22 protein-coding genes and 1 riboswitch are annotated in these 24,878 nt (G+C 54.7%); of the genes, 11 read left to right on the top strand and 11 right to left on the bottom strand.

The features are described 5' to 3' along the window. Positions 1–59: 59 nt before the first annotated feature. Together RVY89_RS04200 and trhP are read left to right on the top strand one after the other, a co-directional pair. Positions 60–392, top strand: a complete 333-nt coding sequence (locus RVY89_RS04200; RefSeq protein WP_484826992.1) for a YegP family protein — start codon at positions 60–62, stop codon at positions 390–392. A gap of 154 nt (positions 393–546) precedes the next feature. Continuing rightward, a complete protein-coding gene (gene trhP / locus RVY89_RS04195) occupies positions 547–1,908 on the top strand; it encodes a prephenate-dependent tRNA uridine(34) hydroxylase TrhP (protein ID WP_032652696.1) in 1,362 nt (453 codons plus the stop codon). Positions 1,909–2,069: 161 nt separating this feature from the next. Here the strand turns inward: trhP and RVY89_RS04190 are convergent, their stop codons facing one another. Next, positions 2,070–2,570, bottom strand: a complete 501-nt coding sequence (locus RVY89_RS04190; RefSeq protein WP_484826991.1) for a 2-thiouracil desulfurase family protein — start codon at positions 2,568–2,570, stop codon at positions 2,070–2,072. Between the two features lie 141 nt (positions 2,571–2,711). Between RVY89_RS04190 and yegS the strand changes: the two genes are divergently transcribed. Beyond that, complete coding sequence (gene yegS, locus RVY89_RS04185) at positions 2,712–3,611, top strand: lipid kinase YegS (protein WP_484826990.1); 900 nt, start codon at positions 2,712–2,714, stop codon at positions 3,609–3,611. A 68-nt stretch (positions 3,612–3,679) separates the two neighbouring features. On the opposite strand, the gene fbaB is transcribed toward yegS, so the two are convergent. Next, the gene (fbaB, locus tag RVY89_RS04180; protein WP_023312424.1) at positions 3,680–4,732 is read right to left on the bottom strand and encodes a class I fructose-bisphosphate aldolase; all 1,053 of its coding nucleotides are present in this window, start codon (positions 4,730–4,732) and stop codon (positions 3,680–3,682) included. A gap of 250 nt (positions 4,733–4,982) precedes the next feature. On the opposite strand from fbaB, the gene RVY89_RS04175 reads away from it, so the two are divergent. From RVY89_RS04175 to RVY89_RS04165, 3 genes are read left to right on the top strand one after another with little or no spacing between them, the layout of a single operon-like run. After that, entirely contained in the window at positions 4,983–6,260 is a 1,278-nt protein-coding gene (locus tag RVY89_RS04175) for a nucleoside permease (protein WP_484826989.1), read from the top strand. Beyond that, on the top strand, positions 6,257–7,261 hold the full coding sequence (locus tag RVY89_RS04170) for an ADP-ribosylglycohydrolase family protein (RefSeq protein WP_484826988.1): 1,005 nt from the start codon (positions 6,257–6,259) through the stop codon (positions 7,259–7,261). Before RVY89_RS04175 ends, RVY89_RS04170 begins: the two co-directional genes overlap by 4 nt. Beyond that, the gene (locus tag RVY89_RS04165) at positions 7,258–8,211 is read left to right on the top strand and encodes a PfkB family carbohydrate kinase (RefSeq protein WP_484826987.1); all 954 of its coding nucleotides are present in this window, start codon (positions 7,258–7,260) and stop codon (positions 8,209–8,211) included. The genes RVY89_RS04170 and RVY89_RS04165 overlap by 4 nt, the downstream gene beginning before the upstream one ends. On the opposite strand, the gene RVY89_RS04160 is transcribed toward RVY89_RS04165, so the two are convergent. Genes RVY89_RS04160 through thiM form a run of 3 tightly spaced genes read right to left on the bottom strand, consistent with a single transcriptional unit; the run spans position 8,185 to position 10,541 of the window. Continuing rightward, positions 8,185–8,931: a GntR family transcriptional regulator gene (locus tag RVY89_RS04160; RefSeq protein WP_484826986.1), complete on the bottom strand. Its 747-nt coding sequence runs from the start codon at positions 8,929–8,931 to the stop codon at positions 8,185–8,187. The genes RVY89_RS04165 and RVY89_RS04160 overlap by 27 nt on opposite strands. A 42-nt stretch (positions 8,932–8,973) precedes the next feature. Further along, positions 8,974–9,774: a bifunctional hydroxymethylpyrimidine kinase/phosphomethylpyrimidine kinase gene (thiD, locus tag RVY89_RS04155; RefSeq protein WP_484826985.1), complete on the bottom strand. Its 801-nt coding sequence runs from the start codon at positions 9,772–9,774 to the stop codon at positions 8,974–8,976. Further along, complete coding sequence (gene thiM / locus RVY89_RS04150) at positions 9,771–10,541, bottom strand: hydroxyethylthiazole kinase (RefSeq protein ID WP_484826984.1); 771 nt, start codon at positions 10,539–10,541, stop codon at positions 9,771–9,773. The genes thiD and thiM overlap by 4 nt, the downstream gene beginning before the upstream one ends. 35 nt (positions 10,542–10,576) lie before the next feature. Then, positions 10,577–10,673, bottom strand: a riboswitch (TPP riboswitch). 608 nt (positions 10,674–11,281) lie between these two features. Between thiM and RVY89_RS04145 the strand changes: the two genes are divergently transcribed. Both RVY89_RS04145 and RVY89_RS04140 read left to right on the top strand, forming a co-directional pair. Further along, positions 11,282–12,427 (top strand): YadA C-terminal domain-containing protein, encoded by a 1,146-nt coding sequence (locus RVY89_RS04145; RefSeq protein WP_484826983.1) that lies wholly within the window; start codon positions 11,282–11,284, stop codon positions 12,425–12,427. A 211-nt stretch (positions 12,428–12,638) separates the two neighbouring features. Continuing rightward, positions 12,639–13,100, top strand: coding sequence for a hypothetical protein (locus RVY89_RS04140; protein ID WP_484826982.1), 462 nt, complete (start codon positions 12,639–12,641; stop codon positions 13,098–13,100). 84 nt (positions 13,101–13,184) lie between these two features. Here the strand turns inward: RVY89_RS04140 and RVY89_RS04135 are convergent, their stop codons facing one another. Together RVY89_RS04135 and RVY89_RS04130 are read right to left on the bottom strand one after the other, a co-directional pair. Then, positions 13,185–14,618 (bottom strand): glycoside hydrolase family 32 protein, encoded by a 1,434-nt coding sequence (locus tag RVY89_RS04135; RefSeq protein WP_484826981.1) that lies wholly within the window; start codon positions 14,616–14,618, stop codon positions 13,185–13,187. A 16-nt stretch (positions 14,619–14,634) separates the two neighbouring features. After that, a complete protein-coding gene (locus RVY89_RS04130) occupies positions 14,635–15,876 on the bottom strand; it encodes an oligosaccharide MFS transporter (RefSeq protein ID WP_484826980.1) in 1,242 nt (413 codons plus the stop codon). A gap of 238 nt (positions 15,877–16,114) precedes the next feature. On the opposite strand from RVY89_RS04130, the gene RVY89_RS04125 reads away from it, so the two are divergent. The 3 genes from RVY89_RS04125 (at position 16,115) to RVY89_RS04115 (ending at position 20,317) form a co-directional block, all read left to right on the top strand. After that, complete coding sequence (locus RVY89_RS04125; protein WP_484826979.1) at positions 16,115–17,122, top strand: LacI family DNA-binding transcriptional regulator; 1,008 nt, start codon at positions 16,115–16,117, stop codon at positions 17,120–17,122. Between the two features lie 333 nt (positions 17,123–17,455). Further along, on the top strand, positions 17,456–18,832 hold the full coding sequence (locus tag RVY89_RS04120; RefSeq protein WP_014884533.1) for a diaminobutyrate--2-oxoglutarate transaminase: 1,377 nt from the start codon (positions 17,456–17,458) through the stop codon (positions 18,830–18,832). An 18-nt stretch (positions 18,833–18,850) separates the two neighbouring features. Continuing rightward, the gene (locus tag RVY89_RS04115; RefSeq protein ID WP_484826978.1) at positions 18,851–20,317 is read left to right on the top strand and encodes a pyridoxal phosphate-dependent decarboxylase family protein; all 1,467 of its coding nucleotides are present in this window, start codon (positions 18,851–18,853) and stop codon (positions 20,315–20,317) included. Between the two features lie 36 nt (positions 20,318–20,353). Here RVY89_RS04115 and RVY89_RS04110 read toward each other — a convergent pair whose 3' ends face one another. The 4 genes from RVY89_RS04110 to RVY89_RS04095 all read right to left on the bottom strand — a co-directional run bounded on the left by RVY89_RS04110 (position 20,354) and on the right by RVY89_RS04095 (position 24,714). After that, entirely contained in the window at positions 20,354–20,869 is a 516-nt protein-coding gene (locus RVY89_RS04110; protein WP_484826977.1) for a protein disulfide oxidoreductase, read from the bottom strand. A gap of 76 nt (positions 20,870–20,945) precedes the next feature. Beyond that, the gene (locus RVY89_RS04105) at positions 20,946–23,126 is read right to left on the bottom strand and encodes a polysaccharide biosynthesis tyrosine autokinase (protein WP_484826976.1); all 2,181 of its coding nucleotides are present in this window, start codon (positions 23,124–23,126) and stop codon (positions 20,946–20,948) included. Then, entirely contained in the window at positions 23,126–23,575 is a 450-nt protein-coding gene (locus tag RVY89_RS04100; RefSeq protein ID WP_484826975.1) for an arsenate reductase/protein-tyrosine-phosphatase family protein, read from the bottom strand. Before RVY89_RS04100 ends, RVY89_RS04105 begins: the two co-directional genes overlap by 1 nt. Beyond that, positions 23,575–24,714 carry a polysaccharide export protein gene (locus RVY89_RS04095; RefSeq protein ID WP_484826974.1) on the bottom strand — a complete coding sequence of 380 codons (1,140 nt, stop codon included), beginning with the start codon at positions 24,712–24,714 and terminating at the stop codon, positions 23,575–23,577. Before RVY89_RS04095 ends, RVY89_RS04100 begins: the two co-directional genes overlap by 1 nt. Positions 24,715–24,878 lie beyond the last annotated feature (164 nt).

Below are 24,878 nucleotides of genomic sequence, written 5' to 3'. Positions count from 1 at the left end.
TACCGGTTCGCTTGCTTATAACTGGTGCCTCTCATTTTACTTTCGCTCAAGGAGTTCCTATGTCTGGTTGGTTCGAATTAAGTAAAAGCAGTGATGGTCAGTTCAGGTTTGTGCTGAAGGCGGGTAACGGGGAGATCGTTCTTACCAGCGAGCTTTACACCAGTAAAAGTGCCGCCGAAAACGGCATTGCCTCCGTACGCACGAACAGCCCCCTGGACGAGCGCTATGAGAAAAAAACAGCCTCTAACGGTAAGTACCATTTCAATCTCAAGGCAGGCAATCATCAGGGGATTGGCAGCAGTCAGCTTTATGCAACGGAACAATCGCGTGATAAGGGCATAGCCTCGGTCAAAACTAACGGGTCCACTCAGACGGTAAAAGACAACACCTGACAACACGAAGCACGCCGGGATAGCGGTGACGCGACCCGGCGCTTTACCTCCCTGCCCCGCAGCGCTACAATGCCCGCCCTTAAAGTGGGGGATCTCCCCTTACCGCTGCACCAGGTGCATGCGGATCTGACCTGTCATCAGAACGAGAACAAACATGTTTAAACCGGAACTCCTTTCCCCGGCGGGAACGCTGCAAAATATGCGTTACGCTTTCGCCTATGGCGCCGATGCCGTGTATGCGGGCCAGCCGCGCTACTCGCTGCGCGTGCGTAACAACGAATTCAACCACGAGAACCTGCAGCTCGGCATCAACGAAGCGCATGCCCTGGGCAAGAAATTCTACGTGGTCGTGAACATCGCGCCGCACAATGCCAAGCTGAAAACGTTTATCCGTGACCTGAAGCCGGTGGTCGATATGGGGCCGGACGCGCTGATCATGTCGGACCCGGGTTTAATCATGCTGGTTCGGGAGAACTTCCCGGAGATGGATATTCACCTCTCCGTACAGGCTAACGCCGTCAACTGGGCGACGGTGAAGTTCTGGAAGCAGATGGGGCTGACCCGCGTCATTCTGTCTCGCGAGCTTTCGCTGGAAGAGATTGAAGAGATCCGCACCCAGGTGCCGGATATGGAAATCGAAATCTTCGTCCACGGTGCGCTGTGCATGGCCTACTCTGGCCGCTGCCTGCTTTCTGGCTACATCAACAAGCGCGACCCGAACCAGGGAACATGCACCAACGCCTGCCGCTGGGAATATAACGTCCAGGAAGGCAAAGAGGATGACATCGGCAACATCGTCCACAAGCATGAGCCTATCCCGGTAACCAACGTTGAGCCGACGCTGGGCATCGGTGCGCCAACCGACAGCGTGTTTATGATTGAAGAAGCCAAACGTCCGGGCGAGTACATGACCGCCTTTGAAGACGAGCACGGCACCTACATCATGAACTCGAAAGATCTGCGCGCCATCGCCCACGTAGAGCGTCTGACCCAGATGGGCGTGCACTCCCTGAAGATCGAAGGCCGCACCAAATCCTATTACTACTGCGCGCGTACCGCGCAGGTGTATCGTAAAGCCATCGACGATGCGGCCGCCGGTAAACCGTTCGATACCAGCCTGCTGGAAACGCTGGAAGGCCTGGCCCATCGCGGCTATACCGAAGGCTTCCTGCGCCGTCATACCCACGATGACTACCAGAACTACGAGCACGGCTACTCCGTTTCCGAGCGCCAGCAGTTCGTCGGTGACTTCACCGGCGAGCGCAAAGGCGCGCTGGCGGCCGTCGCGGTGAAAAACAAATTCACCAAAGGCGACAGCCTGGAGCTGATGACCCCGCAGGGCAACATGAACTTCACGCTGGAGCACCTGGAAAACGGCAAAGGCGAAGCGATTGACGTAGCGCCGGGCGACGGGCATACCGTCTGGCTGCCGGTTCCGGAAGAGGTGGAGCTGAAGTTTGCGCTATTGATGCGTAACTTCAACGGTGAAAGCACCCGAAACCCGCACGGCAAATAGTTAATCAGGGAAATTTTTTCGCGCTGGGATAATTCTTAGAATCGGATCACATACCGCTTCGTTCAATGCGGGTATTATCCCCCCGCTGAAAAACATAACCCATAAATGCTAGCTGTACCAGGAACCACCTCCTTAGCCTGCGTAATCTCCCTTACGCGGGCTTATTTTTTGCCTTCTCTCCCCTCAACCCAGGCAATAAGCTCGTCGATTTGCCCCTCAGAGAATACGGCTATCCCATGCTCTGCGAGCAACGATGCAGCCACACCCATCCCCGCTTTATGGATCCCGCGAAAAGATCCGTCATAAATAAACTGACTGCCGCACGTGGGGCTGCCATCGGTTAAAAGTGCTGCGCTACACCCCGACTCCTGAGCAGCGCGTAGCGCGAGCCAGGCTGCAAGCTGATACTGCTCAGTCGCATCCTGCCCTGTATGTTCACTAATTCTGGCTTGCCCGCGCATTACGTCTTTGCCATCAGCGGACATAATCTCTGCCGGAGGACGAGGTACAGGCATCCCGGCCGCAAGTTCAGGACAGTGGATAACCAGACGCTTTTCCTGCTGCCAGCGAGCGAGCAGCTCGTTCATTCGCGCTTTTTCACTTCCGTTATAACGAACCTTAAAGCCCATCAGGCACGCGCTTACCAAAATTTTATTCATCATCACTTTCCTGTGATTACGCTACTATCATCGCTGGAGTGTAACGCGCTTTCGTGCCTGGTTTGTTCCTTTCATCCTGTTCTTACCCGCTTTTTCCCTCTCTGCTATACACTCTTACTAACGCTATAAAAGGGAGCAGCGCGGATGGCAACCTATCCAGACAGTTTATTGATTCTCAACGGCAAAAGTGCGGGCAACGATCTGTTGCGTCAGGCAATTCAGGGTTTGCGTGACGACGGCGCGCGCATCCACGTAAGGGTAACCTGGGAAAAAGGCGACGCGGCACGCTATATCAATGAAGCCCTCGGGCTTGGCGTCAGTACCATCATTTCCGGCGGCGGCGATGGCACCATCAATGAGATTGCGTCAGCGCTTATCGACCTGCCCCCGGCAAACCGCCCGGTTATGGGTATTTTACCGCTCGGCACCGCCAATGATTTTGCTACCAGCGCCGGGATCCCGGAAGAGTTAGAGAAGGCGCTTCAGCTGGCGATCCTCGGCAAGGCCACCGCTGTGGATATTGCGCAGGTGAATGACAAAACCTGCTTTATCAATATGGCGACGGGCGGGTTTGGCACGCGCATCACCAGCGAAACGCCGGAAAAGCTGAAGGCGGCGCTGGGCGGCGTGTCGTACCTGATCCACGGGCTGATGCGCATGGACACCCTCAAGCCTGACCGCTGCGAAATTCGCGGCGAGGATTTTCAGTGGCAGGGTGACGCGCTGGTGATAGGGATTGGCAATGGCCGTCAGGCGGGCGGCGGTCAGCAGCTGTGCCCGGAGGCGCTGATCAATGACGGTAAGCTCCAGCTGCGGATTTTCACGGGCGACGGCCTGCTGCCCGCGCTGTTTACCACGCTGACGCAGCCGGAAGAGAGTCCAAATATCATTGCCGGGAAATCGGCGTGGTTTGAGGTGAATGCGCCGCACGGGATGACCTTTAACCTCGACGGAGAGCCGCTGAGCGGAACGCAGTTCCGCATTGAGGTATTGCCCGGCGCGCTGCAGTGTCGGCTGCCGCCGGACTGTGTGCTTTTGCGCTGATGTTTCACACGGTGCGCGATGATGCCCTCATCCCAACCCTCTCCCACAGGGAGAGGGAGATGGAGGCGTCAGGCAATCGTGACTTTGCTATCCAGATAGACATCCTGAACCGCATTGATCAGCTTCACGCCGTCGGCCATCGATTTCTTAAACGCCTTGCGGCCAAGGATCAGCCCCATACCGCCCGCGCGTTTGTTGATCACCGCCGTACGCACCGCGTCTGACAGATCGGTATCACCGCCCGCCGCGCCGCCGGAGTTGATCAGCCCCGCGCGCCCCATGTAGCAGTTCGCCAGCTGGTAGCGCACCAGGTCGATCGGGTTATCGCTGGTCAGCTTGCTGTAAACCCGGTCGTCGGTGTAACCAAAGTTAACCGCTTTGTATCCGCCGTTATTTTCGGCCATTTTCTGCTTCACGATGTCTGCGCCAATGGTCGCCGCCAGGTGGTTCGCCTGCCCGGTCAGGTCGGCAGACACGTGGTAATCCACGCCGTCTTTCTTGAACGCGTTGTTGCGCAGATACGCCCACAGTACGGTGACCATGCCCAGCTCGTGCGCGCGCTCAAACGCCGCGGAGATCTCTTCAATCTGACGACGGGACTGCTCAGAGCCGAAATAGATGGTCGCACCTACCGCTACCGCCCCCATATTGAACGCCTGCTCGACGCTGGCGTAGAGGGTCTGGTCATATTCGGTAGGGTAGCTAAGGGTTTCGTTGTGGTTCAGCTTCACGAGGAACGGAATGCGGTGGGCATAGCGACGCGAAACCGAGGCCAGCACGCCGTAGGTGGACGCCACGCAGTTACAGCCCGCTTCAATCGCCAGCTCAACAATGTTCTTCGGATCGAAGTAGAGCGGATTCGCCGCAAAAGAGGCGCCCGCCGAGTGCTCAACGCCCTGGTCCACCGGCAGAATAGAGAGATACCCGGTGCCGCCGAGGCGCCCGGTGTTGTAGAGCGTCTGCATATTTCGCAGGACCGCAGGCGGACGGTTGTTATCGATCATCACGCGGTCAACGTAGTCGTGACCAGGCAGATACAGCTGGTCGGCTGGAATGGTCATACAACGATGCTGTAAAAGGCTGTCGGCGTCTTTGCCAAGCAACTGCGCAATATCAGTCATGTGATACTCCCGTAAGTCCGACGTCGTGTCGGTGTGTGTTTATCCAGTCCCATCTTTTATGGGCAGACTAAGCCTGGTACCGACTTAACAGATTTTCCACCCTTTGCATTTTTTTTCAGCACAATCTGCTGGCTCGATTCGTGTACAACAAAACTGTTACATTGATCAAACAATCGCCACAAAGGTATTTAAAAGGTATTATTGAGTGGTATGTTAAAGGCGTACCCTCTCTGACATGCAGGATTAAAAAATGAAAACGAAAGTCCAACTGTCATTCATGATGTTTGTTGAATGGTTTATCTGGGGCGCATGGTTCGTGCCGCTGTGGCTGTGGCTGAGCAAAAGCGGGTTTACCGCCGGGGAAATCGGCTGGTCTTACGCCTGTACCGCGATTGCCGCAATCCTCTCTCCTATTCTTGTAGGCTCGCTGACGGACCGCTTCTTTGCCGCGCAGAAAGTGCTGGCGGTGCTGATGTTTGCCGGCGCGATTCTGATGTACTTCGCCGCACAGCAAACCCAGTTCAGCACCTTCTTCCCGCTGCTGCTGGTTTACTCCCTGACCTATATGCCCACCATCGCGCTGACCAACAGTATTGCCTTCGCGAACGTGGATGACGTCGAGGCCGATTTCCCGCGTATCCGCGTGATGGGCACTATCGGCTGGATCGCCTCCGGGCTGGCGTGCGGGTTCCTGCCGCAGATGCTGGGCTATAGCGATATTTCCGATACCAATATTCCCCTCCTGATGACGGCCGCCAGCTCCGCCCTGCTCGGCGTATTTGCCCTGTTCCTGCCGAACACGCCGCCGAAAAGTACCGGCAAGCTGGACTTCAAAGTGATGCTGGGGCTGGACGCGCTGATCCTGCTGCGCGACAGAAACTTCCTCGTGTTCTTCTTCTGCTCGTTCCTGTTCGCCATGCCGCTGGCATTTTATTACATCTTCGCCAACGGCTATCTCACCGAAGTGGGGATGAAAAACGCCACCGGCTGGATGACGCTCGGCCAGTTCTCTGAAATCTTCTTTATGCTGGCGCTGCCGTTCTTTACCAAACGCTTTGGTATTAAGAAGGTCTTACTGCTGGGTCTGATCGCCGCCGCCATCCGCTACGGCTTCTTCGTATACGGCGGTGCGGAGCAATACTTCACCTATGCCCTGCTGTTCCTCGGCATTCTGCTGCACGGCGTGAGCTACGACTTCTACTACGTCACCGCGTATATCTACGTGGACAAAAAAGCGCCGGTGCATATGCGTACCGCCGCGCAAGGCCTGATTACGCTGTGCTGTCAGGGCTTTGGTAGCCTGCTGGGTTACCGCCTGGGCGGCGTGATGATGGAAAAAATGTTCGCATACAAAGAGCCGGTGAATGGGCTGACCTTCAACTGGGCCGGAATGTGGGCATTTGGCGCAATCATGATTGCCGTGATTGCCGTGCTGTTTATGCTGTTTTTCCGCGAATCGGACAAAGAGATCACCGCAATTGAGGTGGTTGATGGCGATACCGCGCTGACACAAGGGGAAGTTAAATGAAACAAGAACGTGTTCTCGGAGCCCTTTACGGGCAGGCGTTAGGGGATGCGATGGGCATGCCGTCGGAGCTGTGGCCGAGAAAGCGCGTCAAGGCGCACTTCGGCTGGATCGACCGCTTTTTACCCGGCCCGGCAGAGAATAATGCGGCCTGCTATTTCAAACAGGCAGAGTTCACCGACGATACCTCAATGGCGCTGTGTCTCGCTGATGCAATCATCGAGTGCGACGGAGAGATTAACGCGGACGTTATTGGCAAGCATATTCTGCGCTGGGCGCTTGATTTTGATGCGTTTAATAAGAACGTGCTCGGGCCGACCTCCAAAATCGCGCTTAACGCGATTCGCGACGGCAAGCCGGTCAGCGAACTGGAAAACAACGGCGTGACCAACGGGGCGGCGATGCGCGCGTCCCCGCTGGGCTGCCTGCTCCCGGCCACGCGTCTGGAACACTTTGTTCAGCAGGTGGCGCTGGCCTCCAGCCCGACCCATAAATCGGACCTCGCCATTGCAGGCGCGGTGGTAATTGCCTGGGCGGTATCCCGCGCCATCGACGGCGAAAGCTGGCAAAACATCGTTGATGCCCTGCCGGGGATCGCCCGCTATGCGCAGGAGGCGAAAACCACCACCTTCAGCGCGTCGCTCGCGGCGCGTATTGAACTCGCGCTGAAAACCGTGCGGGAAGCCAACGGGATTGAGTCCGCCAGCGAGCAGGTTTATCAGCTGATTGGCGCGGGAACCAGCACCATTGAGTCCGTTCCGGCAGCCATTGCGATGGTGGAACTGGCGGGAACCGACCCGAACCGCTGCGCCATTTTATGCGCCAATCTGGGCGGTGATACGGACACCATCGGCGCTATGGCGACGGCCATCTGCGGTGCGCTCCACGGTGTGCAGGCGATTGACCCGGCGCTGAAAGCCGAACTCGACGCCGTCAACCGGCTCGATTTCGGCCACTATTGCGAGAAACTGCTGCACTTCAGGGAGCATAGGGAGGGCGTATGAATGCATTTGCCCAACGTCTTGAAAATCTGCACGCCACGCGCCCGGTGACGGTGCTGGGCGCAGCGGTGATTGACGTCATCGCCGACGCCTACGCCCTGCCCTGGCGCGGGTGCGATATCGAACTTAAGCAGCAGGGCGTCAATATTGGCGGCTGCGCGCTGAATATCGCCATCGCTCTGAAGCGGCTCGGCATTGCGGCGCAAAACGCCCTGCCCGTCGGCCACGGCGTGTGGGCGGATATTATCCGCAACGCCATGGCGAAGCAGGATCTGCACAGCGCCGTGGAGGCCGATACGGGCGATAACGGCTGGTGCCTCGCGCTGGTTGAGCCAGACGGCGAGCGCACCTTTATGTCCTTTAGCGGCGTGGAGAACCAGTGGCAGCAGCGCTGGCTGGATGCGCTTCACGTTCCGCAAAACAGCCTGGTCTATTTGTCCGGCTATCAGCTGGCCTCACCGTGCGGCGAGCTGCTGACACGCTGGCTGGAGGGGTTGCAGGAGGTGACGGCATTCATCGATTTCGGTCCCCGCATCGCGGATATCCCCGACGCGCTGATGGCACGAATTATGGCCTGCAGGCCGATCGTGTCGCTTAATCGTCAGGAAGCGGAGATTGCAGCCGAACGACTGGGTGTAGCGGCTGAAAATCTGGGTGCGGAGTGGCAGCTGCGTTTCGGTGCCGCGCTGATTGTGCGGCATGATAAAGACGGCGCCGCATGGTATGACGGTAATACCTCGGGCGTTGTTGCGGCGTTCCCGGCGACGGTTGTGGATACCATTGGCGCTGGCGACAGCCACGCGGGCGGCACGCTTGCCGGGCTGGCGGCGGGATGGTCACTGGCGGACGCCGTTCTGCTGGGGAATGCCGTCGCGTCCTGGGTAGTCAGCCACCGAGGCGGGGACTGCGCCCCGACTCGCGAGGAATTACTCCTCGCACACAAAGACGTATAGGTCGCTGCGACAGTAGCTGATGCTGTACTCAATCGGCCGGTGCTGCTGGTCAAGCGCGACCTGCTTGATCACCAGCACCGGTATTTTTTCGTCCATCTTAATGTGCGCCTGAAACTCGCTGTCCGGCATGCGGGCGCTCACCCTTGAGCGGGTGCGCTGCGGGAAAATATTCTGACTGCGGAAGTAGTCGTAGAGCGAAATGCCAATCGCATCCGCATCGGGAATGAGCCCAACCGGTACCCAGGACTCTTCAATCGACACCGCATCGTCATCCACATAGCGAATGCGCTTGAGCAAAAAGACCTCGCTGTCCGGAAGAATCGACAGATGGTTCGCGACCTCTTCCGGGCACTTCACCACCCGCTTGTTGACCCATAGCGTATTGGGCTTTTGGCCGCGCAGCACCACCTGCTGGGAAAAGCCGCGCGCCTCTTTCAGCGAATATTCAAAGATGTTGTTGATTTGCGTGCCATAGCCACGGGAGCGCGTAACTACGCCCTCTTCCTCCAGCGCCTGCATCGCCTTTCGCACGGTGATGCGCGACACGCCGGTTAACTGGCTCAGATCGCGCTCGCCGGGCAAAATATTCCCGTGCTCCAGCACCCCGCTGCGCACCGCATTTTTTACCGTTTCGGCAAATTTCAGGTACAGCGGCGTGTTGTCAGGCGCGGCGATCCGTTCATTCAGTTGAGCGATTAACCGGGTATGCGCTTGTTCCATCTCTGTTTTCTCAGGCGTGGTGTTTCCTGCCAGTATACTGGCTTACCACCATGCATGAAAATGATGAACCGGCCCAATACCGTGACCGACTTCCAGAGTATCGGCTTTTGCCAGCGCCGCCGAGAGCCAGGCTTTCGCTTCGCGAACCGTATCGGCCCAGCTTTCATGCCGGGGACGCAGCGCCGCCAGCGCGGCCGAAAGCGTACAGCCCGTGCCGTGGGTATTTTTGGTCTGCACGCGCGGCGCGGTAAAGCGCACTTCGCCGTCGCGGGTAAAGAGCCAGTCCGGGCTTTCAGCGTCATCCAGATGCCCGCCCTTCATCAGCACCGCCCCACAGCCCATCGCCAGCAGCGCGTTCCCCTGCGCTTTCATCTCGCGTTCGGTTTGCGCGTGCGATGTGCCCAACAGCGCGGCGGCTTCCGGCAGATTGGGCGTGATGAGCGCCACCTGCGGCAGCAGCTTTGTACGCAGCGTCTCCACGGCAGAGGCGGAGAGCAGCGGATCGCCGCTTTTCGCCAGCATCACCGTATCCAGCACCACGTTTTGCACCTGATAGCGTTTAAGCCGCTCGGCCACCGCTTCCACAATATCCGTCTCGGCCAGCATGCCGATCTTAGTGGTATCGATGCGTACGTCGCTGAACACCGAATCCAGCTGCGCGGCAACAAAATCCGGCTCGATACGATAGACCGACTGCACGCCGCGCGTGTTTTGCGCCACCAGCGCGGTGATGACCGAGCAGCCGTACGCACCAAGGGCAGAGAACGTTTTCAGGTCGGCCTGGATGCCCGCGCCGCCGCTGGGGTCGGTGCCGGCAATGGTCAGGGCGTTAATTCGCTTCATGCTTGCTCCTCCAGCGTATAGAGCGCGTCGAGGAACGCGCTGGCAAAACTGCCCGGGCCACGCGACTGCGCAACGGCCACCGTTCCAGCCCGCTTCATCCATCCGCAGGCAGCAGCGATATTATCCAGCCGGTCGCCCGGCAGCGAGCAGCTCGCCGCGACGACGGCGGAGAGCGCGCACCCGGTGCCCACCACGCGTGTCATCAGCGGGTCACCGCCGGTTACCGTTCGGGTGCGTTGCCCGTCCGTGATGTAGTCCACCTCGCCGGTGACCACCACAATCGTATCGATCTGACGGGCCAGCGCCTGGGCAGCAGGCACCGCGCTGACGGCGGTATCGGTCGTATCGACGCCGCGCCCGCCTGCGCTCATCCCGGCGAGAGCCAAAATTTCGGAAGCATTGCCGCGAATGGCCGCCGGCTTCAGGGCAAGAATTTGATGGCAAAACCGGGTGCGGAACGCCAGGGCGCCCACGGCTACCGGGTCCAGCGTCCAGGGCTTGCCTGCCGCCACCGCGCTTTCAATCGCCCGACGCATCGACTGGGCGCGCGGCGCGGTCAGCGTGCCAACGTTAACCAGCAGCGCATCGGCTATCGGGGCAAACTGCTCGGCCTCTTCGGCCTCGATCACCATCGCCGGCGATGCGCCAAGCGCCAGCAAAACGTTGGCCGTAAAGGTCTGTACGACGTCATTGGTCATACAATGGGTAAGCGGAGAACGGGTGCGGAAGTGATGTAAAACGTGTAAATCGAGCAGGTCAGGCTGCATGGGTTCGCTCCTGCCTTGCGTGAAGAAGCGATGACCGGGAAGGCATCTGACTTCCCTACGCTGGCATTATCCAGATCAGGTAATACGGGTATTTCTCAGCCTTCACAAAGAAGGGCACCCCGAGTCAAAATACTTTTAAAACAGTGACTTATTAAAATCAATGTTCTTAATCAGTGTAACCGTGGCCACAGGCCAGGCGCAAGGGGTTTCGATTTATCACGACTGCGATCGCGTAATGAATCAGCCTAAACACTTTTTCGCTAGCATCTTCAACATAAATATTTTTTCCTGGTATATCCTGGAACAAAAATGACCTGAGTTTATTTTCATTCGAAGCAGAATAGAGATTCGATAATAATGAATCGGCAATAACCTATAAATTTACATAAACTGTTATGTGTATTTTTAATCTTTTTTCATCTAAACACATAAATATATTTAATGTATTGATATTTTATTTCCAATTTATCCCCCATTCACTGTAAACATATAAGTCATTGTATTATAAGATTAATAACTTCATCCCTTCTGGATCAACTCATTTAGCTATTACTGCTATTTGTGATTTAGATCAATAATCAAAACTACACATTCATAGATAGTTACTGCACGTTACGAAATAAGTTATCAAACCAAAATCTCAACGTTAATCGTGAATTAATTCAGATATAACAAGACGTTGTATCTTCCCGCCAGGATAGCGCCCTAACTTTTTTTATATTGATGATGAGAGCTTTAAAATGAAATGTTTAAATACATCAGCTGCCGCTGTTTTTGTATTTGGTATTGTGTTTTCTGGTGCAACATACGCAGCTACGATCGGCACTGATGATGTTGTAGATTCTTTGGGCTGGACTCAAACCCAAATCAATAAACAAAATGCAGATCGTGAAGAAGCAAATCGTGTTGATATTGGTACAAATCGTACTGATATTATCAACATGAAAGATGAGAATTTATTGCGTGATGATGCAATTAGAAGTGCAACTGATAAAGCAGATACAGCTCAAGCTGGCGTAAATGCTAACACTCAAGCTAACGCTATTCTTAATCAGAAAGTTAACGATAACGTGGCAGATCAGACAATTAATGATAATAAACAGAATGTTTTGATTGATAATGCCAATAATAAAGCAGACGCGGCTTTACAGGGCGTTACTACTAACGGACGAGCAATCACTGATACCAACACGAGAGTAAGTAAAGCTGAATCCGATGCTTTGCTTGCTGGTGCTAAAGCTGATACAGCGCTTACTGATGCTACCGGCGCTAAAGCCGCTGCCGATCATGCTGAAATCACCGCCACTAATGCGAACAACAAAGCCGATGCTAATACACAAGCGCTTGCAAGTAAGGTAGATAAAAGCATTTTCAACGCCGATCAGGATAGACAAGATCGCGCCCTCCAGGACGCCACTGACAAAGCGACTCAGGCATTTAATACGGGCGCTTATGCGCAATCTTTAGCTGTAGATGCACAAACTGTAGCCGCAGCGAATAAAGCTGCTGTTGCTAACGTTCAGTCACGCCAGCAAACACAAGAAGCGACGATTCAGAATCACAGCGCACAATTAGCGAACCATGAATCACGTATTACGTCGTTAGAGAATCAAAATAACGCTAAGTTCTCTGCTCTGGAAAATCAGCAGAATGAGGATCGCAAGGAATATCGTGCTGGTATCGCTGGCGCTGCTTCTCTTGCTGGTTTGCATTACGTTGATACAGATAACGCGGTTGCCGTCGGCGCTGCCAACTTCAAAGATGCGCAAGGCTATGCAATCGGCTACCGTCATAAGTTCGCTGAGAATGTAGCCGCTACCCTCTCTACATCAGGTACATCCAACGGTGATGAGATTGTTGCGGCGTCCGCATCTTACGGATGGTGATGTTACAGTATTAAAATAAAATGCCAGCGAACTAAAACTCGCTCATGAGTATTAATTAGCTGGCTATAACTCTAAACAATGCTTCTCACACAGAAAATGACAAAGTACATTTTTATTTCCGCTGTTCTATATCTCACTTTTATTTTATTAGGGATATGGATTGGATTGATGTTAGGCACCTATATTTATAATTGTAATTACTGAGGCAAGAATGAAAAAGTTAATGATGATAGCGGCTGTATTATCTCTTACTGCGTGTTCCTCACCTGCTCAACGTATGGCTGATTGTCAAAGCAAGGGAGTGAGTAAAGATGCTTGTTATATTGTCGAGCAAAACCGCACTACAGCCATTAACTCTGCTGCTGAAAAACAGGCTTTGGAGAATGCTGCTCAACTCGCACAATCAGCACATAAGCATCTTCCTGAAGGCTGCACTCAGGTTATGGATGCTGCGGGTCGTTGTGATAGCAAGCCTGCCAAAGCAAGCGGTGATTTAAAAACGTTTTCAGGTGAAGCGGATCACGTTATGAATAAGCCAATCTCTGATGCTGCTGAATATCTGCTTTCGAAAGGCTGGAAGCCAAATAAGGGGTCATGGCATAAGGGTAGCTATATTATGCAGCTGGCAGTCGAAAAAGAGAGAGTTGTAAACGCACAACTATCAAAAATGTGATGTTAGCTCTACGCGTCCACCTGATAATATTTACGTAGCCCCATTTGTATGGGGCTTTATTTTAGCTCGTGACTAAATATAAATTTACTCTAACTGCCACGCTCCGCCATGAATAAGCGACGCTCCCCCCGTCCAGGCAAATAACGCCAGCTCGCGGCAGCCTGCATCAGGATAGATACGGCTGCTGAGGCACGCCTCACCCTCGTTAACAAACACTTCCACAGACGAGCTATCAAAGAACATGCGCAGGCTGAGCGCGTCGTTCAGGTTAAGCGCAACGCTTCGGGTGCCGCACAGGCCATACTGTGGATAGTGTCGCTCCAGCACCAGGCGCTGCATCTGCGCATCAACATAGAGGCGTAGCCCGTCGCCGAGACGAATGCCGTATTGCTCCGCGCTGCTGTTCGCGCAATCCCATTGCAGAATGACCTCCATCGCATCGCAGTGTTCCACCAGCGTCATCTGCTGGCTATTAAGCGTACTTACCGGCCAGGGGAACCACGCCCCGCGCAGGGTTTCAACTTCTCTGGCCGGCCGCATTTGCAGATGATTATCCGCACTTAGCGTCAGCTCGCGAGGTAAGGAGAGCATGCCCGCCCAGCCATCGTCCTGTTCCGGCAGCGGAGATTCCCACATGTCCAGCCAGCCGATGACGATGCGTCGGCCATCCGGCGTCTGGAAACTTTGCGGCGCATAGAAATCATGCCCGTAATCCATCTCCACAAATTCACCTTCACGCACAAAGGGCTGACCGGGCTGCCATTCACCTACGAGATAGCCACTCTGGAAGAGATTGCGATTTTTAAAACCGTCTGCGGTCAGCCCCTGAGGAGAGAACATCAGCACGCGCTTGCCACTGAGAGTGAAAAAGTCCGGGCATTCCCACATATAACCCATCTCTTTTTCAGCCACCGCGAGCACGCCCCACTCCTCCCACTCGCGAAGGTTGGCAGAACGGTACGCACGCACCTGGCCCGTATCACCCTCCCGTGCGCCAACGACCATGTACCACCATTCCCCTTCACGCCATACTTTCGGATCGCGGAAGTGATGCAGTCCAGGCGGTGTGTCAATGACGGTCCCGTGCCGCACAAAGTGGATGCCGTCACGGCTGGTTGCCAGGCACTGGACCTGGTAGAGATTAGCCTCATCGCCGGGATCGCCGTGGAACTTGTGGCCGGTGTAGATCAGCGCCAGCGTGTCGCCATCCACCACCGCTGAGCCAGAAAAACAGCCGTCCTTGTCGTCTGGTCCTTCCGGTGCCAGCGCAACCGGGAGGTGCTCCCAGTGAACTAAATCTTTGCTGCGCGCATGGCCCCAGTGCATCGGACCCCACTGGGTCGAATACGGATGATGCTGATAAAAGGCGTGATACCAGCCGTCAAACCAGACCAGACCATTTGGGTCGTTCATCCAGCCAGCGCGTGCAGCGAGGTGGTAACGCGGATACCAGCGCAGGTTAAGCCCTTCGCGTCCGGAGTGCAGTTCCTGTTCTGCTTTCGTAATGGAATACGTCATTTCTCTACTCTTTCGATCAGATGGTGGAAGGTTGCGGCATGAGCGGGTCAGAAGTGGACTTACCCGAGCGCAACAGGAAGATGGAGATAAACGTGGTGCTGAAGACCAGTAGCCCCATGATGAGATAGGACTGGGCAAAGCCGTATTTCTCATAGCTATAACCTGCCAGCGGCGACAGCACCGAGGCAATCACCGAGCTTGTACAGGCAAAGCCCACCAGATAGAGGGTGGAAGAGAGCCGCTTATCAAAATGCAGGCTGTTGTATTTGAAGATGGAGACCAGCAAAACGGGCAGTTCAACCGCGTGCAAGAGCTTGGTAATGGAGATCAATACCGGTCCCTCAACCAGACCCGATGCCACCATACGCATCGCCATCACCATTCCGGCGAAAATCAGGCCGTTTTTCGCACCGAGGCGATTCACCAGCCACGGGGCGCAAAACATACCCGCCGCCTCAAGGAAAACCTGGAAGGAGTTGAGATAGCCGTACATGGCGTTCCCTTCCTGTAACGTCGCGAACTGGGACGAGAAATAGACCGGGAACTGCTGGTCATAAACGCCATAAATACAGGTGCCGATAACGAAAAACACCAGCGCCCAGAAGCGCGGCAGCGTCAGCAGACGCAAGGCATCTTCCAGCGTGACCTTACCGCCGGACACCGCCTCCTGCATGGCGTGCGGAGCGGAAGAGACCCTGAGCCGCGCCAGCAGCACAAAAAACACCAGCCCGGCGCAGCTCGCCACCGCGAAGTTCAGCTTCGGATTAATGTTGAACAGGAGCCCTGCAAAAAAGGTTGCCGCCGCCCAGCCAAGCGATCCCCACATCCTCGCTTTGCCAAACTCAAACTGGCTCTGGCGGGCCACGCGCTCGGTATAGGACTCCAGCACCCCTATTCCGCCGTTAAACGTCAGCCCGATATAAATCCCGCCGAAAATACTGCCGAGCAACACGTTAATTTGCAGCAGATAACCAAACAGCAGGAAGGCAGGACCGGAAAGAATGAGCATACTGGTCAGAAACCAGAGCAGGTTTTTGCGCAGGCCGAGCTTGTCCTGAATGAAGCCGTAGCAGATTTGCGCGCACAGCGCGGAGACAGAAAGCACGGCATAGATAATGCCGGTATCCCCCGCTTTTAGGCCCACTTCCTGATGAAGCCAGATGGAGAGTAACGAGCCGGAAGAGGACCACGTGACAAAAAAGAAAAACAGTAATGCGCTTAATAAAGGGTAGCTGTGAGAGTGATGCGTTTTCATCATGACATTCTCATGTAGGAGTAATGATGCGATGGTAACGTTAACATTTATCCTTTTTCATGCTGTTTGGTAAAAATTTAAGATGTTAATCACGAAAGTTAACGTTAACATTGAGAGAGTGAGATCGCGATCAAATATTCATCACTGAGGTAAGCCTGACCTGGCCTGTGGATTAGCCTTCCTTTTACATCAGCGACTTAGTTGTATACCCTTTCACACAGAGCATTAACGGAGTAAGAAAATGGCTTCCCTGAAGGACGTCGCAAAGCTGGCTAACGTATCGCTGATGACGGTCTCCCGCGCGCTGAACAGCCCGGAGCGCCTTAAGCCGGAAACGCTGGCCCGCGTTCAGCGGGCTATCGAGCAGACCAGCTACGTGCCAGACCTGTCTGCCAAGAAAATTCGCGGCGCGAATGCCTCGCCAAAAACCATAGGCGTGCTGGCGCTCGATACGGTGACGACGCCTTTCTCGGTGGACATCACGCTGTCGATTGAAGAGACTGCCAGAATGCACGGCTGGAACAGCTTCGTGATGAATATGTTTACCGATGACAACCCGGACGCCATTGTCGACCTTCTCCTCTCGCATCGGCCTGACGGAATTATCTACACCACCATGGGGTTACGTCAGGTTCCTCTTCCGTCTAAACTCCTCACCCTTCCCTGCGTGCTGGCCAACTGCGAAAGTGACGGCGAAAAGGTCGCCAGCTATATTCCCGATGATGAACAGGGGCAATATACCGCCGTGCGGGCGTTACTCTCTGAGGGTTATCGCCAACCTCTCTGCCTGCATCTGCCTGAGGGGCATCTGGCCACAACCCGGCGTCGTCACGGGCTGGAACGTGCATGCCGTGAAGCGGGGCTGGATCCTCAAAGCCTGGTACACAGCTATATGGCGTTCGGGGACGAGCACTATCGTGATATCCCGTCAGTGTTGCTGGCGCACATGCAGAATGGCATTCCCCAATTCGACTCCGTCATCTGCGGCAACGACCGTATCGCGTTTATGGTGTACCAGACGCTGCTGGCGCAAGGGCTTCGCATCCCGGAAGACGTCGCGGTAATCGGCTATGACAATATGGTGGGTATTGGGGAGTTGTTCCTGCCTCCCCTCACGACGGTTCAACTGCCACACTATGAAATTGGTCGCCTGAGCGCCTTGCATATTATTAACGGTGAAGAGCATCAGAACATCACGCGCGTTGAGAGTCCTTTTTTAATGCGTGATTCCGTTGTACATGCATCATAAGCACCGCTTTTTGCACATGACGCAGTAATAGAGATAGCCAGCCTTCTTTTTTGCTATTCGATGGCACGTTTTGTCACACTCTTTTTTGGGACTTTACACTCGGGATAAACAGCCTGTAACAGGCTGTTTTTATTTGGCATAAAATGCAATTTTCATTTTATAAATGGGGATATTCTCTCCCTACAGCCCCGTGTCACAAAACAGTAAACAAATTAACCATTGAGCCCCGTGGCAAAAGGCTCTATATTGGCGGCGTTTTTTTCAGGCCCCCATCTGTTTTTTAACTTTTTATTCAATCGTGGCTCATAACGAAGCGGCGGTTGTAGGAGTGATATGATGACGGATAAAGTCCGTATTGACACCGTAGATGCCCACAAAAGCAACGAAACCTATCTGGCCCGTCAGGCCGAGTTTGAATCTAACGTCAGGAGTTATCCGCGCAAACTGCCTTTAGCCATCACTAAAGCAGAAGGCGTGTGGATCACCGATGCAGACAATAAAGAATACCTTGACTGTTTAGCAGGCGCGGGGACCCTTGCGCTTGGCCATAACCATCCTGATGTGCTGAAAAGCATCCAAAATGTCATTACCAGCGGCTTGCCGTTACATACTCTGGATCTGACTACGCCTCTGAAAGACGCGTTTTCTGAATACCTGCTCTCTCTGCTGCCCGGTCAGGGCAAAGAGTACTGCCTGCAGTTCACCGGTCCATCCGGTGCTGACGCCGTTGAAGCGGCGCTGAAGCTGGCGAAAAAAGTGACCGGCCGTAGCGGTATCATCAGCTTCTCTGGTGGTTACCACGGCATGACCCACGGCGCGCTGTCCGTGACCGGCAACCTGTCTCCGAAAGAAGCGGTTGACGGTATGATGCCAGAAGTGCAGTTCATGCCTTACCCGCACGAGTACCGCTGCCCGCTGGGTATCGGTGGTGAAGCGGGCGTGAAAGCGCTGACTTACTACTTCGATAACCTGATCAACGACGTTGAAAGCGGCGTGCGTAAACCTGCTGCGGTGATCCTGGAAGCGGTTCAGGGCGAAGGCGGCGTGAACCCGGCTCCGGCTGAGTGGCTGCAGCGCATCCGTAAAGTGACTCAGGAACACGGCATTCTGCTGATCCTCGACGAAGTTCAGGCTGGCTTTGCCCGTACCGGTAAATTCTTCGCCTTCGAACACGCTGGCATTGAGCCAGACATCATCGTGATGTCTAAAGCAGTAGGTGGCGGTCTGCCGCTGGCCGTGCTCGGTATCAAAAAGCAGTTCGATGCATGGGCACCAGGTCACCACACCGGTACCTTCCGCGGCAACCAGCTGGCGATGGCAACCGGTCTGACGACGCTGAAAATCCTGAAAGATCAGAACATCGCAGGCAAAGTGGCAGCACAGGGCGAATGGCTGAAAGGCCAGCTGAAAGAGATGGCGAAACGTTATCCGGTTATCGGCCACGTGCGCGGTCTGGGCATGATGATCGGTATTGAGATCGTTAAGCCACACGAAGCCGCTGACCACATGGGCTGCTTCCCGGGCGACGGCGAGCTGTCTGCACTGATTCAGAAGAAGTGCTTCGAAGCCGGTCTGATTCTGGAGCGCGGTGGCCGTAACGGTATCGTTCTGCGTCTGCTGCCGTCTCTGCTGATCAGCGATGAAGAGCTGAAGATCTTCCTGGATAAATTCGAGCAGGCACTGCTTGCTGCGGGCGTTCGCCCGGCGTAACCGGAGTTGTTGATTACGATGTCTGATTCAAACCCAATTTTGTTCTCCTCTGCGCAGAGCATTGAAGCTTACCAGCAGGCGATTGAACAAAGCACTCAGGCTGTGATGCAGTGGCTGAAACAGCCTGAGATGTACCAGGGCAAAACGGTCGCGGAACTGCGCGACCGTATTAAGCTGGATTTCAACCCGAAAGGGCTGGGCAACGAAGCGGCGATTGAACGCGCCGTCGAGTTCTTCCTGAAAGACAGCCTGTCCGTTCATCACCCGCAGTGTGTGGCGCACCTGCACTGCCCAAGCCTGGTCGTAAGCCAGGCGGCGGAAGTGCTGATCAACGCCACTAACCAGAGTATGGACTCCTGGGATCAAAGCCCGTCCGCAACCATTATCGAGATCAAGCTGATCGAGTGGCTGCGTACCCGCGTGGGTTATCAGGCCGGCGACGCAGGTGTCTTCACCAGCGGCGGTACCCAGAGCAACCTGATGGGCCTGATGCTGGCGCGTGATGCGTTCTTTGCGCGTCAGGGTCACTCCGTTCAGCAGGACGGCCTGGTGGGCGATCTTCGTAAAATCCGCGTGCTGTGCTCCGAAAATGCGCACTTCTCCGTGCAGAAGAACATGGCGCTGATGGGGCTGGGCTACCAGTCCGTCGTACAGGTGAAAACGGACGAATTCTCCCGTATGGATTTGACCGATCTGGCGGCGAAAATTGAACAGTGCAATGCGAACGGCGAGCAGATTCTGGCTATCGTCGCGACGGCAGGTACTACCGATGCCGGTGCTATCGACCCGCTGCGTGCGATTGCAGAGCTGGCGGCGAAGCAGAACATCTGGGTACACGTTGATGCAGCCTGGGGCGGCGCGCTGCTGATGTCTGAGCAGTATCGTCACTACCTGGACGGCATTGAGCTGGTGGATTCCGTTACCCTGGACTTCCACAAGCAGTTCTTCCAGACCATCAGCTGCGGCGCATTCCTGCTGAAAGAAGCGCGCCACTATGAGCTGATGCGCTACCAGGCGGCCTACCTGAACTCTGAGTTCGACGAAGAGGCAGGCGTGCCAAACCTGGTGTCCAAATCTCTGCAGACCACCCGTCGTTTCGACGCGCTGAAGCTGTGGATGAGCCTGGAAGCGCTGGGTCAGGAACAGTACGCGGCGATCATCGATCACGGCGTGACGCTGGCACAGCAGGTTGCGGCTTACGTGAAAGAGCAGCCTGCTCTGGAACTGGTTATGCAGCCACAGCTGGCAAGCGTCCTGTTCCGCTTCCGCGGACAGGTCCAGATGGACGAAGCGGGTATCGCCCTGCTGAACCAGAAAATTGGTGATGCGCTGCTGGAATCCGGCCGTGCAAACGTCGGCGTGACCGAGCATAACGGCGTGACCTGCCTGAAGCTGACGCTGCTGAACCCAACCGTGACGCTGGAAGATATTAAAATCCTGCTGTCTTTGGTTGAGCGCACCGCGCAGGAAGTTCTGGCTAAGTAATACAAAACCCCTCTTCCGCCGGGAGAGGGGTTATTTTTATACGCCTGCCCACCACATCCTAAATTTTAATCCCCAGTAGCTCGTCCAGCCCGTCGTTGTACTCACTACGTTTCCCTTCGACACAACCACCAGCGTTGGCGTGACGCTCACCTGCCACTGCTGCGACAAAGCACCGTTTGCATCGTTAATCACCGGCATTTTCAGCTGTTTCTTTTCAACCCAGCGCTCAAGCTTTGCGTTGTCTCCGGAACGCATGGCGATACTCACCACGTTCCCGCCCTCTTCTGCCAGTTGATTAACCGAAGGCGTCGTGTACCGGCATATACTGCACCAGGTCGCCCAGATGTAGATCAGCAGCGGGCGATCCTGGCTGAGCGCCGCGATATCGTGCATCTTGCCGTCTATGCTCTGCATCGGTGTTGCGCTAAAACTGGCGGGCAGCGTCGGCTTCCGGTACCGATCCACGCCCCACACCACGACTAGCGTCAGCAGAACGAGGATGATCCCTTCCCGCGTCCAGCGGCGCAGTCGACTCATTTTGCGGTTTTCCATTGTGACCTCTTGAATTAACGAAGGTCATATTAGCGGGCAATACGCCATCACGCTGTAAAGAAGTGTCGCGTCAGGTTTACTCCTGGGTATAGCCGTAGTCGTAATGGCTATATCCCGAGCTGTAATAGAGCGCTGCCGATTTCACGATATCATTGAGGATCGCGCCATTCACCTGTACACCCATTTGCTGCAGACGCTTCAGGCAGTTCTCGATCTCCTTGACGCTGGTTTTACCAAAGCGGGCGACCAGCAGCGTGGTAGCCGCCGTTCTGGCTATCAGCAAGGCATCCGTTACGGCAAGCACAGGCGGGGTATCGACGATAACAATGTCATAGAGTTTGTCTATCTGCGACATCACGACCTGGAAGCGTTCACTCATGAGCAGCTCAACGGGATGCGAAGGTTGAGGTCCGCAGGTCAATACATCAAAACCGCCTTTCTCGACGCGCTGAATTGCCTCCTGCCACTCAACGGCTCCTTCGAGCACGCAGGATAATCCCCGATGATTACTCAGTTTGAAAACATTGTGAACATATCCCTTGCGCATATCCGCATCAATAAACAGCACTCGCTGTCCGGCCTGAGCGGCAATCGACGCCAGTGACGTACTGACCAGCGTCTTTCCGCAGTCCTGCGTGGGGCCTGACACCACGACGATCCGGTTTGTGGCCTCCATCATGGTAAAATGCAGACTGGTGCGCAGCCCGCGCACCGCCTCGACAAACATATCTGCCGGACGGTCAACGGGCAGAAAAGGAACGTTCGACGTCCTGTGCTTCCAGTGGGACGCAAAAAGGGTTTTCCTGCGCAGGTGCGTTTTTTTCCAGAGCCATTCCGAGCGCGGAAGCGTCGCCAGAAGCGGTATCCCCTGCACTTCCAGTTGTTCAGACGAGGTAATGCCCCGATTAAAGGCTGAGCGCACTAAAACCATTCCGGCGGAGAGCATCAAGCCCATCAGCATACCCAGTACGATAATGAGCGCTTTGTGCGGTTTGATCGGATCTGGCTTCGCTATGGCCGGGTCAATAATCCGCACGTTCCCGATAGCGCTGGAGCGCGAGATACTCAGCTCTTGCTGACGCGTCAGCAACTGCAGGTATATAGTACGCCCGGATTCAACGTCACGACTCAGCCGTAAGATTTCCTGCTGCGTGGAAGGCATGGTTGAGACTCGATTATTCAGGCGTGCACGCTCCCGCTCAAGCGTTTGTTTCTTCTCCCTCAAGGCACGGTAGGTGGGATGGTCCTTTTTGAAAAGCTGCGAAACCTCTGCTTCGCGGAACGTCAGCTCGTTAAGCTGGTTTTCCACGTTAACAACCTGATCAAGGACTGACTTCGCTTCCAGAGATAAGTCGACAGAATCGCGTTGCTCTCTGTAGGCATTCAGTCGCGCTTCAGCTTCATCCAGTTCCCGGCTGATCTTAGGTAATTGCTCCTGTAAGAACGTGAGGCTGCGGGAATCTTTCGCTTCCTGGCGCGCAATATTCTGGCTGAGAAAATTATCAGCAATGGTATTAAGTACCGCGGCGATCCTGGCGGGATCTTCACCCATCAACGTTAATGCGATCATACCGCTCTGTTTCGCCGACTCAACAACCGTAAGCCTGTTCTGAATGGCGCCGATCGCGTCAAGCCTTGTGACGGTTTCGAGAGTAAACTGGGTGCCGGGTTTCGCGCTGAGGGATGTTACCAGAAGCGACATTCCGTCTTTAACCAGCGTTTCCCCCACAATGCCGTCTGCTTCAAGGTTTTTACCCTCAAGACGATACCGCCCTTTCTCCTGTACGATAAGTAATAGCTTTTGTGGCTTACCTTTCAGAAGGGGAATTGCCAGCGCGCCAATCGTTATTTCATCGGATTTACGTCCCCGCACGTACTCCCACAGAGGCCCGATGACAGGAAACACGCGTCGCTTAACGTTGTACGTCAACCCTAATTGATCAACGGTCTCTCCCAGAATCATGCGTGATTTAAGGAGTAAAAGTTCCGGCGCGACCTCTGGCGAAAGCTCGGACCCGAACGGGGTCATGTTCTTGAGCAGCGAGTTACTCTGCCTGGCTTCTACCTGCACCAGGGCATCAGCCTGATAAACTGGCGTGGCGCTGAACGCGTAGATACCCGCGCATACGGTGAACAGGAGCGTGACACACGCGATCGTCACCCGGTTATCGAACATCTCAGCAAGCAACTGAAGGAGATCGATTTCATTATTCTGCGGTGTCGCAGCGCTATTTTTATCTGATTTAGAAGACGACATTACGGCTTCATTCCTTGTTGACTCAAACGACGAGCCCATTCCTGACTGGCTTTCCCCAATTGCTCGAAAACATAATCATAGACTTCGCGACTTTTGCGATACGGGTCGGGAATGTCCCTGGTTTCCAGCCATTGTCCAAAGAGCAGCGATTTTCCCCGGTTCTCCGGAGCCATAGCGGCTATGTAACGGAGATGTTCCGGCTCCATCACCAGAATCAAATCGGATTTTTGCAACAGGCTGCGCGTCACCTTGCGGGCAACATGGCCTTCCAGCGAAACACCATGACGCCGGGCCACAGCCTGCGCACCCGCATCCGCCGGGTGTCCTTCAAGTCCAAAAATACCTGCTGAGGTCACCTGCTTGCCAGGCAATTGCTGACGCAACAGCCGCTCACCCATCGGTGAACGGCAAATATTGCCGGTGCAGACCACTAAGATTGACTGGAACATTATTGCGGCCACGATCTGATGTAACGAACGGTTTCGGTCAGGTCATGCACGCCGCTGATGGTAGGCACCAGTTGGGTAATCACGCGATTCCAGCGTGATAACGGTGCCGTAGTGACGTAGACGATGTCGTACGGCTCCAGCTGGAATTCCGTACCCAGCACCATGGCTGACGCATCTTCCGCATTCAGTTGATAGATATTGGCGATTTTGTCCGCGCCGCCTTTTTTCGCTACCTGCCGAATAACAAAAATGCCGGTTGCATCAGCCATATTTTGGTTAAGTCCACCGGCATTTCCCAGGGCTTCGGCCAGCGTCATGCCGCTACGATCCATCTTAAGCGTACTCTGCTTGACCACCTCGCCCATCACGAACACTTTCAGCGCGTCGTTCCGGGGAATAAACAGGATATCGCCAGGATAAAGCAGCTTGTTTTGGGTCAAATCGCCATGCTGCATCAGTGCATAGAGCGAAAGCCGGGAGTCCTTGCCATCATGCGTGAGCACGACGTTACGCCAGTCGGCATCCGCAGAAAGACCGCCAGCAGCGTTAACCGCATCCATCACCGTCAGTGGAATATTGGTTATGGGTTGTTGGCCCGATTTTTCGACCTCTCCGGTGACATAGGCTTTTTGGGAACGGAAGGCGGCAATGCTGACGTCCACCTGCGGGCTCTCAATGACTTTATCCAGTCGCGCTGTAATCTCTTCACGTACCTGTGAAACTGTTTTTCCCGCCACCCGCAACTTTCCGACGTAGGGATAAAAGAGCGTACCATCGGCGTTGACCCAGTTGCCGGCATCGCTCGCACTACGATATTGTCCCGCAGGCGTCGTTAATTCAGGGTGATCCCAGACGGTGACCGTCAGGATGTCGCCAGTGCCAATACGGTATTCCCAGTTTTTGATCTGCTCATCCAGATTAGGATTTGCCTGAGATTTCGATACCGCCGGACGTAGTTTTTCAATCAATCCCGGCGTCAGAGAAAAAACGTCCACGCGCTTATCAAGCTGATAATTGGCGTCTTCCGCAGCAATGACTTTTTTCCCGGATACACTTAAGTTCTGGCCGGGGGAAAATACACACCCTGTTAATTGACTAACAGTAAGAAATAACAGCGAAAATGCAGTTGTACCTTTCATTATATAAAAATTTCTTTTTAACGTTGCGTTTATCGTCAAGTTTGCGAAGAGGCTTCACCTAAGCTTATGAAATTTAATTGCTTATTCTTCTGCAACATGAAATTCTGACATTATAAAACGTGACCAAATCGCTTTCTAAAAATCAAAAGCAATACTCAGCCCTG

This window comes from Enterobacter sp. 3U4, assembly GCF_057224565.1.
Note: the sequence above shows the minus strand (reverse complement) of the source record. Positions and strands in the feature narration are given on the sequence as shown.

Coding starts and splice junctions, on each gene's coding strand:
- RVY89_RS04105 (WP_484826976.1), bottom strand. CDS start 23,126: ATGTCGTCTTCTAAATCAGATAAAAATAGCGCTGCGACACCGCAGAAT.
- RVY89_RS04125 (WP_484826979.1), top strand. CDS start 16,115: ATGGCTTCCCTGAAGGACGTCGCAAAGCTGGCTAACGTATCGCTGATG.
- RVY89_RS04160 (WP_484826986.1), bottom strand. CDS start 8,931: ATGGAACAAGCGCATACCCGGTTAATCGCTCAACTGAATGAACGGATC.
- RVY89_RS04140 (WP_484826982.1), top strand. CDS start 12,639: ATGAAAAAGTTAATGATGATAGCGGCTGTATTATCTCTTACTGCGTGT.
- RVY89_RS04115 (WP_484826978.1), top strand. CDS start 18,851: ATGTCTGATTCAAACCCAATTTTGTTCTCCTCTGCGCAGAGCATTGAA.
- RVY89_RS04120 (WP_014884533.1), top strand. CDS start 17,456: ATGATGACGGATAAAGTCCGTATTGACACCGTAGATGCCCACAAAAGC.
- RVY89_RS04175 (WP_484826989.1), top strand. CDS start 4,983: ATGAAAACGAAAGTCCAACTGTCATTCATGATGTTTGTTGAATGGTTT.
- RVY89_RS04165 (WP_484826987.1), top strand. CDS start 7,258: ATGAATGCATTTGCCCAACGTCTTGAAAATCTGCACGCCACGCGCCCG.
- fbaB (WP_023312424.1), bottom strand. CDS start 4,732: ATGACTGATATTGCGCAGTTGCTTGGCAAAGACGCCGACAGCCTTTTA.
- RVY89_RS04170 (WP_484826988.1), top strand. CDS start 6,257: ATGAAACAAGAACGTGTTCTCGGAGCCCTTTACGGGCAGGCGTTAGGG.
- RVY89_RS04190 (WP_484826991.1), bottom strand. CDS start 2,570: ATGATGAATAAAATTTTGGTAAGCGCGTGCCTGATGGGCTTTAAGGTT.
- yegS (WP_484826990.1), top strand. CDS start 2,712: ATGGCAACCTATCCAGACAGTTTATTGATTCTCAACGGCAAAAGTGCG.
- RVY89_RS04095 (WP_484826974.1), bottom strand. CDS start 24,714: ATGAAAGGTACAACTGCATTTTCGCTGTTATTTCTTACTGTTAGTCAA.
- RVY89_RS04145 (WP_484826983.1), top strand. CDS start 11,282: ATGAAATGTTTAAATACATCAGCTGCCGCTGTTTTTGTATTTGGTATT.
- trhP (WP_032652696.1), top strand. CDS start 547: ATGTTTAAACCGGAACTCCTTTCCCCGGCGGGAACGCTGCAAAATATG.
- RVY89_RS04200 (WP_484826992.1), top strand. CDS start 60: ATGTCTGGTTGGTTCGAATTAAGTAAAAGCAGTGATGGTCAGTTCAGG.
- RVY89_RS04110 (WP_484826977.1), bottom strand. CDS start 20,869: ATGGAAAACCGCAAAATGAGTCGACTGCGCCGCTGGACGCGGGAAGGG.
- RVY89_RS04100 (WP_484826975.1), bottom strand. CDS start 23,575: ATGTTCCAGTCAATCTTAGTGGTCTGCACCGGCAATATTTGCCGTTCA.
- RVY89_RS04135 (WP_484826981.1), bottom strand. CDS start 14,618: ATGACGTATTCCATTACGAAAGCAGAACAGGAACTGCACTCCGGACGC.
- RVY89_RS04130 (WP_484826980.1), bottom strand. CDS start 15,876: ATGATGAAAACGCATCACTCTCACAGCTACCCTTTATTAAGCGCATTA.
- thiM (WP_484826984.1), bottom strand. CDS start 10,541: ATGCAGCCTGACCTGCTCGATTTACACGTTTTACATCACTTCCGCACC.
- thiD (WP_484826985.1), bottom strand. CDS start 9,774: ATGAAGCGAATTAACGCCCTGACCATTGCCGGCACCGACCCCAGCGGC.